11 protein-coding genes and 1 pseudogene are annotated in these 16857 nt (G+C 68.5%); 9 read left to right on the plus strand and 3 right to left on the minus strand.

The window, feature by feature from the left end:
* Positions 1–59: 59 nt before the first annotated feature.
* The 3 genes from ACIBO2_RS36080 to ACIBO2_RS36090 all read left to right on the plus strand — a co-directional run bounded on the left by ACIBO2_RS36080 (position 60) and on the right by ACIBO2_RS36090 (position 3787).
* A complete protein-coding gene (locus tag ACIBO2_RS36080; protein WP_397302797.1) occupies positions 60–1043 on the plus strand; it encodes an NAD(P)-dependent oxidoreductase in 984 nt (327 codons plus the stop codon).
* Positions 1044–1173: 130 nt separating this feature from the next.
* Positions 1174–2523 (plus strand): FAD-binding oxidoreductase, encoded by a 1350-nt coding sequence (locus ACIBO2_RS36085; protein WP_358557238.1) that lies wholly within the window; start codon positions 1174–1176, stop codon positions 2521–2523.
* A 4-nt stretch (positions 2524–2527) separates the two neighbouring features.
* Positions 2528–3787, plus strand: a complete 1260-nt coding sequence (locus ACIBO2_RS36090; protein ID WP_358557190.1) for a cyclopropane-fatty-acyl-phospholipid synthase family protein — start codon at positions 2528–2530, stop codon at positions 3785–3787.
* Positions 3788–3840: 53 nt separating this feature from the next.
* On the opposite strand, the gene ACIBO2_RS36095 is transcribed toward ACIBO2_RS36090, so the two are convergent.
* Complete coding sequence (locus tag ACIBO2_RS36095; protein ID WP_397302802.1) at positions 3841–5751, minus strand: S8 family serine peptidase; 1911 nt, start codon at positions 5749–5751, stop codon at positions 3841–3843.
* A gap of 43 nt (positions 5752–5794) precedes the next feature.
* On the opposite strand from ACIBO2_RS36095, the gene ACIBO2_RS36100 reads away from it, so the two are divergent.
* Positions 5795–5968, plus strand: a complete 174-nt coding sequence (locus ACIBO2_RS36100; protein WP_397302805.1) for a hypothetical protein — start codon at positions 5795–5797, stop codon at positions 5966–5968.
* A gap of 179 nt (positions 5969–6147) precedes the next feature.
* On the opposite strand, the gene ACIBO2_RS36105 is transcribed toward ACIBO2_RS36100, so the two are convergent.
* Positions 6148–7131 carry a hydroxyacid dehydrogenase gene (locus tag ACIBO2_RS36105; protein WP_358557197.1) on the minus strand — a complete coding sequence of 328 codons (984 nt, stop codon included), beginning with the start codon at positions 7129–7131 and terminating at the stop codon, positions 6148–6150.
* An 89-nt stretch (positions 7132–7220) separates the two neighbouring features.
* Positions 7221–8300, minus strand: coding sequence for a LacI family DNA-binding transcriptional regulator (locus ACIBO2_RS36110; protein ID WP_397302808.1), 1080 nt, complete (start codon positions 8298–8300; stop codon positions 7221–7223).
* A 267-nt stretch (positions 8301–8567) separates the two neighbouring features.
* Between ACIBO2_RS36110 and ACIBO2_RS36115 the strand changes: the two genes are divergently transcribed.
* The 5 genes and pseudogenes from ACIBO2_RS36115 to ACIBO2_RS36135 all read left to right on the plus strand — a co-directional run.
* Positions 8568–9425: an ABC transporter permease gene (locus tag ACIBO2_RS36115; RefSeq protein ID WP_397302811.1), complete on the plus strand. Its 858-nt coding sequence runs from the start codon at positions 8568–8570 to the stop codon at positions 9423–9425.
* Positions 9422–10306 carry a carbohydrate ABC transporter permease gene (locus ACIBO2_RS36120; protein WP_358557203.1) on the plus strand — a complete coding sequence of 295 codons (885 nt, stop codon included), beginning with the start codon at positions 9422–9424 and terminating at the stop codon, positions 10304–10306. Before ACIBO2_RS36115 ends, ACIBO2_RS36120 begins: the two co-directional genes overlap by 4 nt.
* Positions 10307–10386: 80 nt before the next feature.
* Positions 10387–12030 carry an extracellular solute-binding protein gene (locus ACIBO2_RS36125; protein WP_397302814.1) on the plus strand — a complete coding sequence of 548 codons (1644 nt, stop codon included), beginning with the start codon at positions 10387–10389 and terminating at the stop codon, positions 12028–12030.
* Positions 12031–12076: 46 nt separating this feature from the next.
* Entirely contained in the window at positions 12077–15502 is a 3426-nt protein-coding gene (locus ACIBO2_RS36130) for a DNRLRE domain-containing protein (RefSeq protein WP_397302817.1), read from the plus strand.
* A 70-nt stretch (positions 15503–15572) separates the two neighbouring features.
* Positions 15573–16646: pseudogene (locus ACIBO2_RS36135) on the plus strand (glycoside hydrolase family 1 protein); the annotation flags it as partial.
* Positions 16647–16857 lie beyond the last annotated feature (211 nt).

Raw genomic sequence — 16857 nt, forward strand, 5'->3', positions numbered from 1 at the left:
GGGAATCCGGGTGCCGGTGATGGCATGACGCCCCGGAATCAGAGTGCCGGTGGTGTGGCGTGACGCCTTGGAATCTGCTCGCGCTGGCGCCGCTCCCCGAGGAGGTGCTGCGGCAGTTGCTCGCGCCGCTCGGCGACCGGGTGGCCGTGCGGGTGCCGCCGGCCCGCGACCGCGCCGCGCTCCTCGCCTCGCTGGCCGAGGCGGAGATCGTGCTCGGCGACTGGACGGCGCTGCTGGCGCTCGACGCCGAGGCGGTGGCCGCCGCGCCCCGGCTGGCCTTCGTCCAGCAGCCCTCGGTCGGCGTCGACGGCCACGATCTGACCGCGCTGGCCGCCGCGGGCGTGCCGCTGGCCAACACGGCGGGCGTCAGCGCCGTCGCGGTGTCCGAGTGGTGCCTGGCCGCCGCCCTGTCGCTGTCGCGCAAGCTCGCCGAGGCCGACGCCGCCGTCCGCGCGGGCCACTGGCCGCAGCAGGACCTGCGGCCCCGCGAGCTGCACGGCCGGCAGGTGGGCATCGTCGGCTACGGTCCGATCGGCGCGGCCTGCGCCCGGCTGTTCCGGGCGTTCGGCTGCCAGGTGTCCTACTGGACCCGCACGCCTCGCGCGGAGCCGGGCTACCAGGAGCTGGCACCGCTGCTGTCCACCTCCGACGTGGTCGTCGTGGTGATCGCGCTGTCCGACGAGACTCGTGGCCTGATCGACCCCAGGCGGCTGAAGCAGGGGGCGTTACTGGTCAACGCGGCCAGGGGCGGGGTCGTCGACCAGGCGGCGCTGGCCGGCGCGCTCACCGATGGGCACCTCGGTGGCGCCGCGCTCGACGTGTTCGACACCGAGCCCCTGCCCGATGACGACCCGCTGCGCGAGATCCACGGCGTGCTGCTGTCGCCGCACGTCGCCGGAGTGACGCCGGAGTCCACCGGACGCCTGCTCACGGCCACGATGGCCAACCTCACGGCCGCGCTGGACGGCCACGAGGTGGCCAACGTGATCAACGGTGTATCGCCGATCATCCGCCGGAAATTTCCGAGTTCGCCCACCGCGTAGGGATTCGACCGGGCACGATAAACAGTTTTCGTGTCTTTAACGACCCCGGTCTGGTCGATGTCAGTCCAGGGAGATACCTTCTTCAGGACGATCTCTACCGGCTCAAGGGGGTGCTTCCGTGACGACAACGATGTCGACACACCGACGGGCAGTAGAGCACATCAGGCAGTCGTACGCGGAGATCCCGGGGGACGCTTCGCCCCGGCTGTCCAAGGCCACGTCCAACCTCTTCAGATTCCGCGACTCGGGCAAGACCGCCAAGCTCTCCGCCAGGGAGCTCGACGAGGTCATCAGTGTCGACCCGGTGACGATGACGGCCGAGGTCCAGGGCATGACGACCTACGAGCACCTGGTCGACGCCACGCTGCCGCACGGGCTCATGCCCTATGTGGTGCCCCAGCTCAAGACGATCACGCTGGGCGGCGCGGTGACGGGGCTCGGGATCGAGTCGACCAGCTTCAGAGACGGGCTGCCGCACGAGTCGGTCGAGGAGCTCGAGATCCTGACCGGCGACGGCCGCATCGTCGTCGCCCGCGACGACAACGAGCACCGCGACCTGTTCCGGGCCTTCCCCAACTCCTACGGCACGCTCGGCTACGCCCTGCGCATCAGGATCAAGCTCAGGAAGGTCCAGCCCTACGTCAAGCTGACGCACGTCAAGTTCACCGACGCCGACAAGTGCATGCTGGCCATGCAGGAGATCTGCGACAGCATGGAGCATGACGGGGAGCCCGTCGACTTCATTGACGGTGTCTTCTTCGAGCCGGGGGAGATGTATCTCACGGTCGGCCGCTTCGCCGAGCGTGCGCCCTACACCTCCGACTACACCGGCATGCGGATCTATTACCAGTCCATCAGGCAGCGCAACCGCGACTGGCTGAGCATCCGCGACTACCTGTGGCGCTGGGACACCGACTGGTTCTGGTGCTCGCGTGCCTTCGGTGTGCAGCAGCCGATGGTCCGCTCGCTGATGCCGCGCCGCTGGATGCGCTCCGACGTCTACCGGCGGCTGGTCGCGCTCGACCGGAAATACGGGGTGGTCGCGCGCGTCGACAGATGGCGCGACCAGCCCGTTCAGGAATCGGTCATCCAGGACGTCGAGACCCCGGTCGAGCGGGGCGCGGAGTTCCTGGAGTTCTTCCACGACAAGGTCGGCATGACGCCGGTGTGGATGTGCCCGCTGCGGGCTTCCTCCCGCTGGCCGCTCTACCCCCTGGAGCCCGGAAAGCTGTACGTGAACTTCGGCTTCTGGGGAATGGTGCCACTGCCACGGGGGCAGTTCGACGGTTATTACAACCGTCTCATCGAGAACTCTGTGCACGAGCTCGACGGGCACAAGTCGCTTTACTCGACTTCTTTCTACGCCCGTGAGCAGTTCTGGCAGCTGTACAACGGCGATGCTTACTGGCCGGTCAAGCAGGAATACGACCCGAACGGCCGAATGCTTGACCTGTACGACAAGTGTGTACGGGGAAGGTGAGCAGATGGCTCTCGCATCCATCTTTGAGAAGATCGTTGGTCCGCAGGCCAACATCGCGTTCATGGCCTACGACGGCAGCAAGGCGGGGCCGGACGGCGCGGACCTCGCCCTGGAGGTGAAGTCCCCGATAGCGGTCGCCTACCTCGCGCAGGCACCCGGAGAGCTCGGCCTTGCCAGGGCCTACATCTCCGGCCACATCGACGTCCATGGCGACATGTACACACTGCTCGACCGCATGTGGAACATCACCACCAACGACCTGACGACCGCCGAGAAGGTGGCGGCCGTCCGATCGCTGGGCCTGAAGCCGCTGATGATGCGCGTCCCGGCGCCGCCGCAGGAGATCCGCCAGAGCACGCTGGCCAAGCTCGGCTCCCGGCACGCCAAGCAGCGTGACGCCGAGGCGATCCACCACCACTACGACGTCTCCAACCGCTTCTACGAGTGGGTTCTGGGCCCGTCCATGGCCTACACCTGCGCCGTCTTCCCCACCAAGGAGTCGACGCTGGAGGAGGCGCAATACGCCAAGTTCGACCTGGTGGCCCGCAAGCTCGGCCTCAAGCCCGGCATGCGGCTGCTCGACGTCGGCTGCGGCTGGGGCGGCATGGTCATGCACGCCGCCAAGCACTACGGCGTCAAGGCCCTGGGCGTCACCCTCAGCAAGCAGCAGGCCGAGTGGGCGCAGAAGGCCATCGTCGAGGCCGGGCTGGAGGACCTGGCCGAGGTCCGCTTCATGGACTACCGCGACGTCGTGGAGTCAGACTTCGACGCGGTCAGCTCCATCGGTCTCACGGAGCACATCGGCAAGCGCAACCTGCCGTCCTACTTCGCCTTCCTCTACAGCAAGCTCAAGGCGGGCGGCCGCCTGCTCAACCACTGCATCACCCGGCCGACCGGCACCGAGAAGACGTTCAACAAGGGCGGCTTCATCAACCGCTACGTCTTCCCCGACGGCGAGCTGGAGTCGGTCGGCTACCTGGTCAGGCAGATGGAGGACCTCGGGTTCGAGATCCGCCACGAGGAAAACCTCCGTGAGCACTACGCCGAGACCCTCCGGCACTGGTGCGCCAACCTCGACGCCAACTGGGCCGACGCGGTGCAGGAGGTGGGCATGGGGACCGCCCGGGTCTGGGCCCTGTACATGGCCGGCTGCATCGTGGGCTTCGAACGCAACAAGGTGCAGCTGCACCAGGTGCTGGGGGTCAAGCTCGACTCGGAGGGACACTCCGGCGTCCCGCTGCGTCCGTCGATCGACTGGCCTTAAGGCTTGTAGAGGTGTGAGGGGCTCACCGGCCCCTCACACCTGGTTTCGACGGTTCAGAACCTCAGCATCCACCCGTTGATGTAGCCGGTGTCGCCGGTTGTGACGTCTTCGACGCGTAACGTCCATGTCCCGTTGGCCGGTGAGGATCTCCCATCCACCTGATAGGTCTCCTCGATCTGGTCGGCGTCGTCTTTGGAGTTCGCCGCGCGAAGCGGATAAACGATGCCGGTCGGGCCGATCAGATCGATCTTCAGGTCGCCTCTCCAGGGATGACTGATGTCCACGGAGACCGTCATCTTCTGGGGCGCGTTACCGGGGAGCCAGCCCGTGACCGTGATGGGGGATTTGACGAGGCTGCCCTTGTCGGGGATGGCGTATTCGGTCCAGTTCTCGAAGTAGGGGAAGTCCATCGACCAGGCATCGATGATGCCGGCATGGGGTGACCAGCCGTCCGCGGCACGCAGCTTCCAGGTCCCGTTCTGCTTCGTCACGGCGCTGATGTCCACGTCGTACGTCTCGTCGATGAAATCGCTGCCGTCCGAGGACGGCGACCTCAGCACATATGCCTTTCCGTCCGGGCTGATCAGGGAGAGCTTCAGATCACCCACCCAGGGGTGCTGGATGGAGACGTAGACGTGCACCTGGGACGGGGTCTTGCCGAGGAGGTCGCTCACGACGATCGGCGAGTCCACGCTGCCCGGGTCGGGGATGGCGTAGTCGTTGAAGTTGGCGAAGTACATCGGCCAGAGGGCGCCGTCGGTGGGCTGGGTCGGCGGGAGGGCCGCGCTGTCCAGCCGGAGGCGGGGCGTGGTGGCGCTGGTATAGGCGATGGCCTTGCCCGTGCTCTCCATCGCCGCTTCCAGCTGCCCGATGCTCGCCTGCGGGAAGGCCTGGCGGAGCACGGCCAGCGCGCCGGCCACGTGCGGAGCGGCCATCGACGTTCCGCTCAATGACCCAAAGGTGTTGCCGGGCACCGAGGAGACGATCGACGTGCCGGGCGCGAACAGGTCCAGCAGCGGACCGCGGTTGCTGAAGGCGGACACCTCGTCCGTGTCGGTGGTGCTGCCGACCGTGATGGCCGAGGGCACACAGGCGGGCGCGCTGACCGCGTCGCCGTAGCCGTCGTTCCCGGCCGCGACCACCGTGGCGACCCCGGCCGCCAGGAGCGCGTCGATGGCCGGCTTGCGCGGGTCGGTGTCACACGCGGAGGTGTACAGGCCGCCGCCCAGGCTCAGGTTGGCGGCCACCAGAGCCGTACCGGCCTCCTTCAGCTGCAGGACCTTCTCCAGCCCCGCCACCTGGGCGCTGGTGAAGCTCAGCACGCACGGCGCGGCGCCCGCCCCGCAGAAGTCGTCGGTGGTGAACTTGCTGAACACCTGGATGGCGACGAGTTTGGCCCCCGGGGCGACCCCGGCCGGCGGGGCACCGGCCACGTTCGTGCCGTCGCCGATCGCGATCCCGGCCACGTGCGTGCCGTGATCACAGTCGAGGGCCGCATCGGCGCACGGCCCGCTCTCGGAGTCGGCCGAGCCGGCTCCCGTCTGCGTGGCGGCGCCGTTCGGGCACAGGCTGGTGGCGCCGTAGTCGGCGTCGATGGGGGAGAAGCAGGCCTGTTCGATCACCCGTCCGCCCAGGAAGGGGTGCTTGACGGCGACGCCGGTGTCCAGCACGGCCACCACGCTGCCCGCGCCGGTCAACCCGGTCGCCCGCGTCTTGTCCGCGCCGATCAGCGGGATGCTCTCGGCGAGCACCGGTGGTACGGGCTTGTCCTCCGACACGCTCACCACGTTCGGCAGTTTGGCCAGCCGGTCCACCGCCGCCGCGTCGACGCGCAGGGTGACCATGGGGAACCGGGACATCGTCTGCAGCACCTGACCGGCACTCGACGCCTCCGGCAGATCCGTCCGGCTCTTGGTGACCACATTCACCCTGACCTTGGCACCGGCGGCCAGCCGCGCACTCAACCCAGGCTCTATCGTCGGGGGCTGGTCAGTCAGATTCGCCGACGTGGCATGGGCCGGCACGCTCACGCCTGTCGTGGCCGCTAACGCCATGATGATGCAGGATAAAACCCACTTTTTCATCCGCCACTCCAAGGTGAGAGAATTGATCACCTGGACAGTAAATGACGGAAACCTGCTCAACAAGGGCCTGGTCCGGGGCAGATGTGCAAATAGCTGATCAATGCGCTGATAGCTCACATCTGCCCAGGTAGATGCCCTCGTATGGCGGAATTATGGCGAACATATGGCGCCTTGTTAGACAATGCACATGCGCGCCATGAATCGCGCGAAAAGCAGCGCTCATCGGGCATTAAATCGAAGATAGGGGACCGTCGTCTTTAGGTGGCGGGTGAATGTCTAGGCGATTCGGGCGAGGTCTCGCATATGGATCGGGTACGCCGGGGGCAACCCCTTCGCGTACCGCTCGAGTTCGTCGAGGGCGGCCTCGGCGAGGCGATGGACCTCCGTGCCCATGGCTCCGGCGATGTGCGGCGTGAGCTGCACATTGGGCAGCCCGAACAGCGGTGAGTCGACCGGCAGCGGTTCGGGGTTGGTGACGTCGAGGATCGCGCTGAGTCGCCCGCTCACGCATTCGGCGGTGAGCGCGTCGGTGTCGATCAAGCTACCTCGGGCGGTATTGATGACCGTGGCGTGGTCGGGCAGCAGGGCGAGGCGGTCGGCGTTCAGCAGGTCGCGGGTCTCAGGCAGTGACGGCGCGTGCAGGGTCACGATGTCGCTGCGGCGCAGCAGGTCGGGCAGCGGAACGAGGGTCGTGCCAAGCTCCTCGGCGTCCGCCTCGCCGGCGTAGGGGTCGCTCGCGAGCACGGTGAAGTCGAAGGCCCGCAGCAGGCGTGCCACCCGCCGGCCGATGTGTGACAGGCCGACGATGCCGACGACGCGACCGTAGTTCGACCCGGCGGTCACACGTTCCCGCCACGCGGAGTCGGTGCCCCGCCGCCGGTATGCCTCGGCGAAGGCGCTCAGGCGTTTGCCGCTGTGCAGGATCGCGGCGAGGGTGTACTCCGCGACGGGCACCGCGTTGGCGTTGGCCGCGGAGGTGACGAGGATTCCGCGTTCCCAGCAGGAGGCGTCGGTCAGATGCGTCTTCACGGTGCCGGCCGCGTGCAGCACGGCGCGCAGCCGGGGAGCGGCATCGAGGACCTCGCCGGTCAGGAGCGGACACCCCCAGCCGGTGATCATGACTTCGATCTCGCGGAGCCGGACGCGGCTTGCCGGTGATCCGAACTCGGTCAGCGCTTCGGGGCGGTCGAGCTGGGCCAGTGCGTGCAGCCGCTCGAATCGTGGGGCGTCGAAAAGCTGGCGGATGGTGGGTTCGGACATGACCAGTGCTGTCACGGGCCGGCGGGTCATCATGCTCCTCTTCGGTGGTAGCTGCGCGCGCGACCATTCGGTGGTTGCCGCGTGCGCGACTATTCGGTGGCGGCGGCGACCGCGACGCTGTCCCGCACGACGACGTGGGTGCCGAGCACGACCCGCTGGTCGACGGTGTCCGGCTCCATCGCCATCGTCGCGGCGAGCCGGCCCAGCTCCCGGGCGGGAATGTGCACCGTGGTCAGCCCGAGATCGGCGGCGAAGGCGGCGTCGTCGAACCCCACGACCGAGATGTCCTCGGGCGTGCGCAGCCCGGCCTCTCGCAGGGCTTGCAGGACGCCGCTCGCGACGTGGTCGGTGTGGGCGAACACGGCGGTGAAGTCCGGCGGCCCGGCCCGCAAGATGTCGCGCATGCGGGAGTAGCCGGTCTCGCGGCTCCACGCGGGACCCGCCTCCAGCCGGGGGTCGAGATCGCCGCCGAGGTCGGCCAGGGCACGGCGGTATCCGTCCCGCCGCCGCACAGTGGTGCTGTGGTCCTGCTGGCCGCTCAGGAGCAGGATGCGGCGGTGGCCGCGCGACAGCAGGTGACTGGTCGCGGCGTACGCACCGCCCTCGTTGTCGTACTCGACCACGCCGGCGGGTGCGTCCGGGTCAAGTGGGGGCCGGGCGCACAGCACCAGACGTGAGCCGGTCTGCGCGAGGGAGGTGGCGAAGGCGTTGGTGTGGCGCACGTATTCGGGGGTTTCGGAGACGGCGCCGATGAGGATGATGGCCTGCGCGTGCTGGGCGCTCATCTGCCGTAACACCTGCAGCTCGCGATCGGGGTCGCCGCCGGTGGTGCCGATCAGGCACAGCCGCCCGGCGTCGGCGAGGGTGTTGGCGATGCTCTGGACCAGGCTCATGAGGAAGCCGTCGTCGAGCATCCGGACCACGATGGCGATCGTGCCGGTCTCCGGGCGGGTCAGTGCGCGGGCGTGCGGATTGGCGACGTAGTCGAGGTCGCGGACCGCGCGCATGACCTTGTCGCGGGTCTCCGGCGCCGGCGGATAACTGCCGTTGAGGATGCGTGACACGGTGGACACCGAGACGCCCGCTCGGGCCGCCACGTCGCGGATGCTCGCCCGCCCGTTCTCCATGCCGCTCCCTACCTCCGCTGCCTTGTTAAAAGGGTTTAACAAGAAGCCTAGCCTGTGCTGGCGCAGCTGGCCAGCGGATTGGATCTACCGGCCCGTTTGTGAAGGTTGGGGTCTTGACGCGAGAGTGAAACCCTTTTAACGTGCCGATAACCAAGCGACATTACGTAGCGTTCCAGGAGGTAACGTGGCCGTCACCCTCGCTGACCGGCGGACGGACGATCCGCCCACCGGCGCGGCCGAGTCCGCGCGTCGGCGCGTCGGCGCGGCGGCCGGCGGCAGCGGTTACGTCGCAGCCGTCTGTTGCTGCTCATGATGGCGCCGGGAGTGCTGTACTTCGTGGTGTTCCACTACGTCGCTCTGCTGGGCAACGTCATCGTCTTCCAGGACTACCTGCCGTTCGCGGGCATCATGAACAGCCCCTGGGTCGGCCTGGACAACTTCCGGACCCTGTTCGCCGACCCCGACTTCTGGCAGGCGGCGCTCAACACCATCAGCCTCGCCACGCTGCAGCTGATCTTCTACTTCCCGGTGCCGGTGGCCCTGGCGCTGCTGCTGCACAGCCTGACCCGAGGGTGGGTGCGCAAGGCGGTCCAAAGCATCGTCTACCTGCCCCATTTCATCTCGTGGGTGATCGTCGTCGCGCTGTTCCAGCAACTGCTCGGTGCGGCGGGCGTCCTCAACGGGCTGTTCGCCGACAACGGCTACCACCTGGTGAGCGTCTTCAGCGAGCCGTCGTTGTTCAAGCCCTTGATGATCGCCGAGCTGATCTGGAAGGACTGCGGCTGGGGCACGATCATTGTGCTGGCCGCCCTGCACAACGTGGACGATCAGCTCTACGAGGCATCCGCGATCGACGGCGCGGGGTGGGGCCGGCGGCTGTGGCACGTGACCCTGCCGTCCCTGCGACCGGTCCTCGTCCTGCTGCTGATCCTGCGGCTGGGCGACATCCTGAGCGTCGGCTTCGACCAGGTCCTGCTGCAGCGCGACGGGTTCTCGCCCGGGGTCGCGGAGGTCCTGGACACCTACACCTACTACCACGGGGTGGTCAACGGCAGCTGGGGACCAGCCGCCCTGGCCGGCATCTTCAAGGGCCTCGTCGGCCTGGTCCTGATCGTCGTGGCCAACAAGGTCGCGCACCGGCTGGGCGAGCAAGGAGTCTACCGATGACACGTCCGGTCTGGATGGAGCCGCCTCGGCCGAGCACCAAGGCGGCGAAGGCCGTCGCGGTGATGCTCACGGTGGCGTTGGTGATCATCCCGTTCTGGGTGGTCGTCGCCACCAGCTTGTCGCCCGACATGCAGGTGATCCGCAACGGCGGCTGGTCGATCTGGCCCGAGCGGGTGACGCTGGACGCCTACCGGCGACTGTTCGGTTCCGGAGTGATCTCGCACGCGGTGCTCGTCTCCACCGTGGTCACGCTCGTGGGCACCGCGGTGAGCCTCACCGCCACCGTGCTGATGGCGTACGCGCTGGCTCGGCCGAACGTCTTCGGCGGCAAGCCGATCATGCTGGGTGTCCTGCTCACCTTCCTGTTCCCGCCGGCGATCATCCCTAGCTTTCTGGTCGTCAGCAACCTGGACCTGCGCAACCACTACGCGGCCCTGATCGCCCCCGTGCTGATCAGCACCTTCAACCTGGTCATCATGCGGGGCTACTTCCAGGGACTGCCGACTGAACTGTCGGAGAGCGCCCGCATCGACGGCGCCGGCGACGGCCGCGTGCTGTGGCACGTCGTACTTCCGCTGTCCAAAGCGATCATCGCGGTGGTCGGCTTCTACTACGCGGTCGGCTACTGGAACAGCTTCTTCAACGCCATGCTCTACCTCGACGACCAGTCCACCTGGCCGCTGCAGCCGATGCTGCGGCAGATCGTCATGCTCGGGGCCAACCCCGATACCTCGATCGCGGCCGGAGCCGGGGCCAGCGTCGCCCCCCAGACCACGACCATGGCCACCGTCGTGGTCGCGGTGCTGCCGATTCTCGCGGTCTATCCGCTCGTGCAGCGCTTCTTCACCAAAGGCGTGCTCATCGGCGCGATCAAGGGCTGACCTGACCGGACGGCCCACCCCATGCACACCTTCCGCGCCCCGCGGACCGCATACCCCACCCGGAAGGGAAAGCGCTTGCCATGGACATCTCCCGGAGATCGCTGCTCAGACTGACCGGCGGCGTCGCGCTCGCCTCCGCCATACCCGGCCTCGCCGCCTGCGGCGACGGCTCGGCCACATCGGTGGGCAACGCGGGCAAGGGTCTCGCCCCGTTCCCCGCCTACACCCCGATCAACCTGGTGAAGCCGGACCTGCCCGGCACCGCCCAAGGCGTCCAAGACGCCTTCCTGACCTATCCCCAGAAGCTTGCCCAGACCGTCGACGGCAAGCCGGGCGACGGCTCGGTCGTCACCTGCATGGTCATCACCTACGGCACGGCGCCGTCCCCGGCCGCGAGCAACAAGCTGTGGACCGCGACCAACGAGGCGCTAGGGGTGGACCTGCGCCTCACCCTCGTCCCGGCGGCCGACCTCAACGCCAAGTACGCCACCATGATGGCCGGCGGAGACCTGCCCGACATCATCGCCACCATCGACCTGGCGATGTCCAACGCACTGCAGTTCACCCAGGCCAAGTGTGCCGATCTGACCGAGTACATCTCCGGTGACGCGATCAAGGAGTACCCGAACCTGGCCAACCTGCCGACGCTCGCCTGGCAGAACGTCGGCCGGATCGGCGGCCGCCTGTACGGCATCCCGGTGCCCCGGCCCCGGCTCGCCGGCGTGATGTTCGGTAACAAGGAGAAGCTCGAGGCGGCCGGCATCAAGATGGGGCTCGGCGTGTCCACGGCCCAGTTCGCCGAGGGCTTGGCCGAGCTCGCCACCAGCAAGCAGTTCCCGTTGGGCGGCAACAACTTCAGCGAGAACATCCACCTCGGCGCGGCCGGTGTCCCCAGCAACTGGGTGCTCGCCGGCGGCGGCGCCTTCACCAGCCGTTACGAGAACCCGGTCTACCAAGAGGCGCTGCAGCGGCTGCGCGACTGGTACGCCAAGGGCTACTTCTATCCGGACCTGCTGAGCACCCAGGCGACCCAGGCGAACACGTTCTTCATGAACGGCACGACGCTGACCCTGGGCGGCGGCATCGGCGGCTACCCGGGAATGGTCTCCGGGGTCGGCGACGCGTTCACGGTCGACTTCGTCCGCCCGTACGGCGACAACCCGACTCCGTGGCTGGGCAACGGGGTGTTCTCCAACAGCGGCCGCGGCGGCTTCACCGCCCTGAAGAAGGCGTCGCCGGAGCGCGTCAAGATGCTGCTGCGAGTGCTGAACTTCCTGGCCGCGCCGTTCGGCAGCAAGGAGTACGAGCTGATCAACTACGGTGTCGCCGGGGCACATTTCACCACCGGTCCCGACGGCGACCCGTTGCCCACCGCGCTGGCCACCACCGGGGGCGAGAACAAGACGAACCTGCCCCTGCAGTACATCGCGTCCGCTCCGTACGTGCTCTACCTGCCGGGCAACCCCGACGCCACCCGCCGCAGCTACCAGGCCCAGCAGGAGATCGTCCCCATCGGCGTCGCCGACCCGTCTTACGGCCTGGTCTCGCCGACCCAGGCCGCGAAGGGTACGAAGCTCAACCAGCAGATCACCGACGCCACCAACGCGATCATCGCCGGCAAGCGCCCGGTGTCGGACTGGACCGGGGTCGTCTCGCAGTGGAAGTCCCAGGGTGGCGACGCGATCGCCAAGGAACTCGCCGAGCAGTACGCGGCCAACCACTGACCCGGGGGCGACTCCATCGAAGAGAAAGGGCTGTGCCATGCCGTCCTTGAGCACAACCGCCGCCCGGCTCCGTGCGAGCGCCGCCGCTCTCATCTTCACCTTTACGACCCTGGTGGCGGTGGGCACACCCGCGCACGCCGATCCCGTCCAGCCTCCGGCCAGCGTCGTCGCGCTGCTGACCCCGCAGCATCCCCGGCTCCTGGCGACCGCGCAGACCTTCTCCGCCGCCGCCCAGCGCATCGGCGCCGACACCCGGCTCCAGGCTTGGTATGCCCAGGTCAAGGCCGGCGCGGACGGCGTACTCGCCACCTCGCTGCCGACCGCCCTGTCGACCGCCGTCATCGACGAGGCGAAACGCCGCGTCTACGCCTTAGCCCTCGTCTACCGGATCACCGGCGACGCCCGATATGCCGAACGCGCGGCGCGCGAACTCGTCGCCCTCTCCTCCGTCCCGGCCTGGGACCGGGGCCAGTTCCTGGACGTCGGAGAGCTGTCCAACAGCGTCGCGATCGGCTACGACTGGCTCTACGACTATCTGTCGGCCAGCGACAAGGCCACGATCCGCTCCGCCCTCGTCACCAAGGCCCTGCGGCCGGCCCTCGTCCGCTACGGGTACGCCACCAGCTTCTACACCCAGAACCACAACTGGAACCTCATCTGCAACGCGGTCGCGCTCGGGGCACTGGCCATCGGCGACGACCCGGACCTGACCGCCGACGAGCGCGGCGTCGTCGACCAGGTGCTCAAGGCCAGTATCACGTCGATCCAGAATGGGATCAGCGGCTACGGCCCGGACGGTGCCAGCGGCGAGAGCCCGCAGTACTGGCAGTACGCCACCGAATACCTCGTCGCCTACCTCGCCGCCATGAAGACCGCGACCGGCACCGACTTCGGCCTGTCCGACCTGCCCGGCCTGGCCACCACCGGTGACTACGGCATCCACGTGACCGGCGCGACCGGCCTGACCTTCAACTACGGCGACGGCGGAACCGACCTGCTCGGCGCGGTCACCCCGACCTGGCAGCCGTCGTTCATGATGTGGCTGGCCACCCGCTACGGCAAGCCGTACTACACGGCCTGGGAGGCGCGGCTCGCCGACCGCTCGGCCAGCCCGCTGGACATCCTCTGGTACGACCCGGCGAACGCCGGCGGCACCGGCCATCCGGCGGCGACCGACGCCTTCTTCGACGGCACCGAGATCGCCACCGCCCGCAGCGCCTGGGACGACCCCTACGCGGTCTCTGTCGCCACCAAGGGCATGCGCGCCGGGTACGACCAGATCGCCGCCCACGAGAACCTCGACGCCGGAGACTTCGTCCTCGACGCCGGGGGCGTGCGCTGGTTCGACGACCTCGGCCTCGACAGCTACAGCCTCCCGGGATACTTCGACTGGAACAAGGACACCGGCGGCCGATGGGACTACTACACAGCCCGTCCCGAAGGCCAGAACACGATGCGGCTCGGCACCGGACCCACCCCGTCCACCGCGCTGACCTCCGGCGCGCCGATCACCACCGTCAGCTCGACGCCCCAGAAGTGGTACGAGATCACCGACCTCACCGGCCTCTACGGCGGCCGGGTGCAACGCGCCCAGCGCGGTCTGCAACTGTTCGACGACCGGCGGCAGGTGCTGCTCCAGGACGAGGTGCGGACGAGCGAACCGATCGACTACTGGTCGTTCCTGCACACCCGCGCCGACGTCGTGGTGGCCGCCGACGGACGGTCGGCCACCCTCTACCGCGGCGGACAGCGGCTCTGGGTCCAACTGCTCACCTCCGATGGGCAACTGCTCATCGGAGACTCCCGGCCCTTGCCGGACAGCCCCGACCCCACCGGCCAGAGCCGCCAGCCCGGCTCGCGAACCCTCGCGATCCAGCTGACCGCGGCCGGGACCACCACGGTGGCGATGCGGATCGTTCCGCTCGCCGCGGGGCAGCAGCCGCCCACCGACACCCCGGCGGTAACCCCGCTGGCCTCCTGGACGCCGGGCGCGACCGGCCCGATGGCCCTGACCGACATCATGATCGGCGCCGACCGCCTGGCCGGATTCGATCCGCGGCGCTACCGCTACGACATCACCCTGCCCGCGAACACCACCACCCCGCCCAAGGTCGTCCCCCTGACGGCGCGCGGCACCTACGCCACCGTCACTCAGGCGACCGCGATCCCGGGGCCGGCCACCATGACGACCTTCCAGCTCGACGCCGACCACCGGAAGGTCTACGGCCCCACCTACCAGGTGCACTTCCGGAAGGCGGGAAAGACGGCCACCGCACTGCCCGTCGCGTCGGTCACCGCCAGCGCGGACGACGGCAGCCCCGCGGCCAACGCCGTCGACGGCAACATGGGCAGCCGCTGGTCCGCGGCGGGCGACGGGCAGACACTCACGCTCGACCTCGGCGCCAAGCGCACCGTCGGCGCCGTCGCCGTCGCGTTCCTCAACGGGTACGCGCGAACGTCCACCTTCGACGTCCGCACCTCCACCAACGGCACCACCTGGAACGCGGCGCTCACGGGAGCCGTCTCCGCCGGCAAGTCCGACGACGCCGAAGTCTTCTCCTTCACGGCGCGGTCGGCCCGCTACGTTCGGCTGATCGGCCATGGGAACTCCGTCAGCAGCTACAACAGCGTCACTGAGGTGCGGATCTACGCCAAGGGGGCCGACGCCCAGGCAGACGCGGCACCCCGGACGGTCGTTCTCGGTACCGTGACCGCGTCCCCGGCCGACCCGCCGACCCTGTCGATCGGCGACACCCTGCGGCTGAAGCTGACCGGCGAGCAGACCGACGGCGGCCCGGCCGACCTGTCCACGGCGACCATCACCTGGACCAGCAGCCATCCGGCCGTGGCCACGGTGGACGGCTCCGGCCTGGTCACCGCCGCCGGTGGCGGCAGTGCGAAAATCGGCGCGCTGGTCATTCGCCCACCCATACTGAAGGTCGTCCGGGTGCCGGTGTCGGTGCTCGACCCGGCGCACATTGAACCCGTAGCCGACGGGTTCGTCCGCGACGGCACCTACGCCGACACCACCTATGGCACGAACTCCGTCCTCGAAGTACGCAACAATCCCAGCCTCGGCAGCGGATTCGACCGGGTCTCGTACCTGACCTTCCCGCTGACCGCGGTGCACAGCACGGTCGCCTCGGCCACCCTGCACGTCTACGGCTCGACCGCCGACACCGCTGGCGCGACCGACGCGCTCCACGCGGTCACGGACGCGACCTGGAGCGAAGCCACGCTGACCTGGAACACCCGGCCGCCGCTGGGCGCCGGTCTCGGCACGTTCACGCTCGACGCCACCGCGTCCTGGCACACCGTCGACGTGACCGCGTTCGTCCAGGCCCAGCTCGCCGCCGGGCGGGACGTCAGCCTCGCGATCGCGTCCACCGCCACGGCGTACGGGCCGTTCACCTCCTTCTCCAGCAAGGAAGCGACCGACAACCACCCCTACCTCGAACTGAAGCCGTCCTGATGACGACCTCCTCACCCGAGAGGCCCCCCGTGTCCACAGCCACCTTCCCCCAGGGCTTCGCCGGCTCACCGACGAACTGCTGGAGCGGGGGATCGAGCCGTGGGTCACGCTCTACCACTGGGACCTGCCGCAAGAACGCGAAGACGCCGGAGGGTGGCCCGCCCGGGACACCGCCGCCCGCTTCGCCGAGTACGCCGCACTCGTCCACGAAGCGTTGGGCGACCGCGTCCGCCACTGGATCACGCTCAACGAACCGTGGTGCGCCGCCTTCCTCGGCTATGCCCACAGCCGGCACGCGCCCGGCCGCAGCGACGACGCCGCCGCGCTGGCCGCATGCCATCACATGCTGCTCGGTCACGGTCTGGCCACCCGGGCGATCCGGGCCGCCGACCCAGCCGCCGTCATCGGCACCACGCTCAACGCGCAGTCGTTGATCGCGTACTCGGACAGCCCGGCCGACACTGAGGCGCTGCGCCGCGTCGACGGCATCGGCAACCGGATCTTCCTCGATCCGCTGCTGCGTGCCGAATACCCGGCCGACGTCGCCACCGACATCGCGCACCTGACCGACTTGTCGTTCATCCACCCCGGCGACCTGGCGACCATCGCCGCGCCGATCGACTTCCTCGGCCTCAACTACTACAACCCCCTCGTGGTCGCCGCGTCCGTCGACGGTCAGCCCAGCGCCGGCCCGGCCTGGCCGGGCTGGGAGGACGTCAGCTTCATCCGCCGCGGCTTCCCGGTCACCGAAATGGGCTGGGAGATCGACCCGGCCGGACTTACCACACTGCTGCGCCGCGTCACCGACGACTACGGACCGATTCCGCTCTACATCACCGAGAACGGCGCGGCCTACGCCGACACGGTCGACGCCGATGGCGGCGTACACGACCAGGACCGGATCGACTACTTCGCGCAGCACCTGCACGCGTGCCTGGAAGCGATCCGCGCCGGAGTGCCGCTACAGGGCTACTTCGCGTGGTCCCTCATGGACAACTTCGAATGGGGTTGGGGATACTCCCGTCGCTTCGGCCTCCTCCACGTCGACTACGCCACCCAGCGGCGCACGATCAAGGACAGTGGCCATTGGTACGCCGGTGTGATCCGCCGCAACGCACTGCTGCTCCTCAGTTCAGGAGTGTGAAGGTTACGGCGCTCCCCGGGAGGGGGTGTCCATTCTGAAAGACCTCAGCCACAACGGACCGTCTTCTTCCGCGTTCCCGGAGGGGGTATCTCCGGAGGGACCTCAGCCACAACGGACCGTCTTCTTCCGCTCCTCCTCAGGGAATATCTCCCGAGGGTCCCCAGCCACCACGGACCGTTACATAGATCGAGACGGTCGTGTGACGAAACAC

Source organism: Nonomuraea sp. NPDC050022 (genome assembly GCF_044460705.1).
Taxonomy (GTDB): Bacteria; Actinomycetota; Actinomycetes; order Streptosporangiales; family Streptosporangiaceae; genus Nonomuraea.

What these genes read in the sequence shown, in the direction of transcription:
- ACIBO2_RS36085 (WP_358557238.1), top strand. Translation starts at nt 1,174, where the DNA reads ATGTCGACACACCGACGGGCAGTAGAGCACATCAGGCAGTCGTACGCG.
- ACIBO2_RS36090 (WP_358557190.1), top strand. Translation starts at nt 2,528, where the DNA reads ATGGCTCTCGCATCCATCTTTGAGAAGATCGTTGGTCCGCAGGCCAAC.
- ACIBO2_RS36105 (WP_358557197.1), bottom strand. Translation starts at nt 7,131, where the DNA reads ATGTCCGAACCCACCATCCGCCAGCTTTTCGACGCCCCACGATTCGAG.
- ACIBO2_RS36115 (WP_397302811.1), top strand. Translation starts at nt 8,568, where the DNA reads ATGATGGCGCCGGGAGTGCTGTACTTCGTGGTGTTCCACTACGTCGCT.
- ACIBO2_RS36120 (WP_358557203.1), top strand. Translation starts at nt 9,422, where the DNA reads ATGACACGTCCGGTCTGGATGGAGCCGCCTCGGCCGAGCACCAAGGCG.
- ACIBO2_RS36125 (WP_397302814.1), top strand. Translation starts at nt 10,387, where the DNA reads ATGGACATCTCCCGGAGATCGCTGCTCAGACTGACCGGCGGCGTCGCG.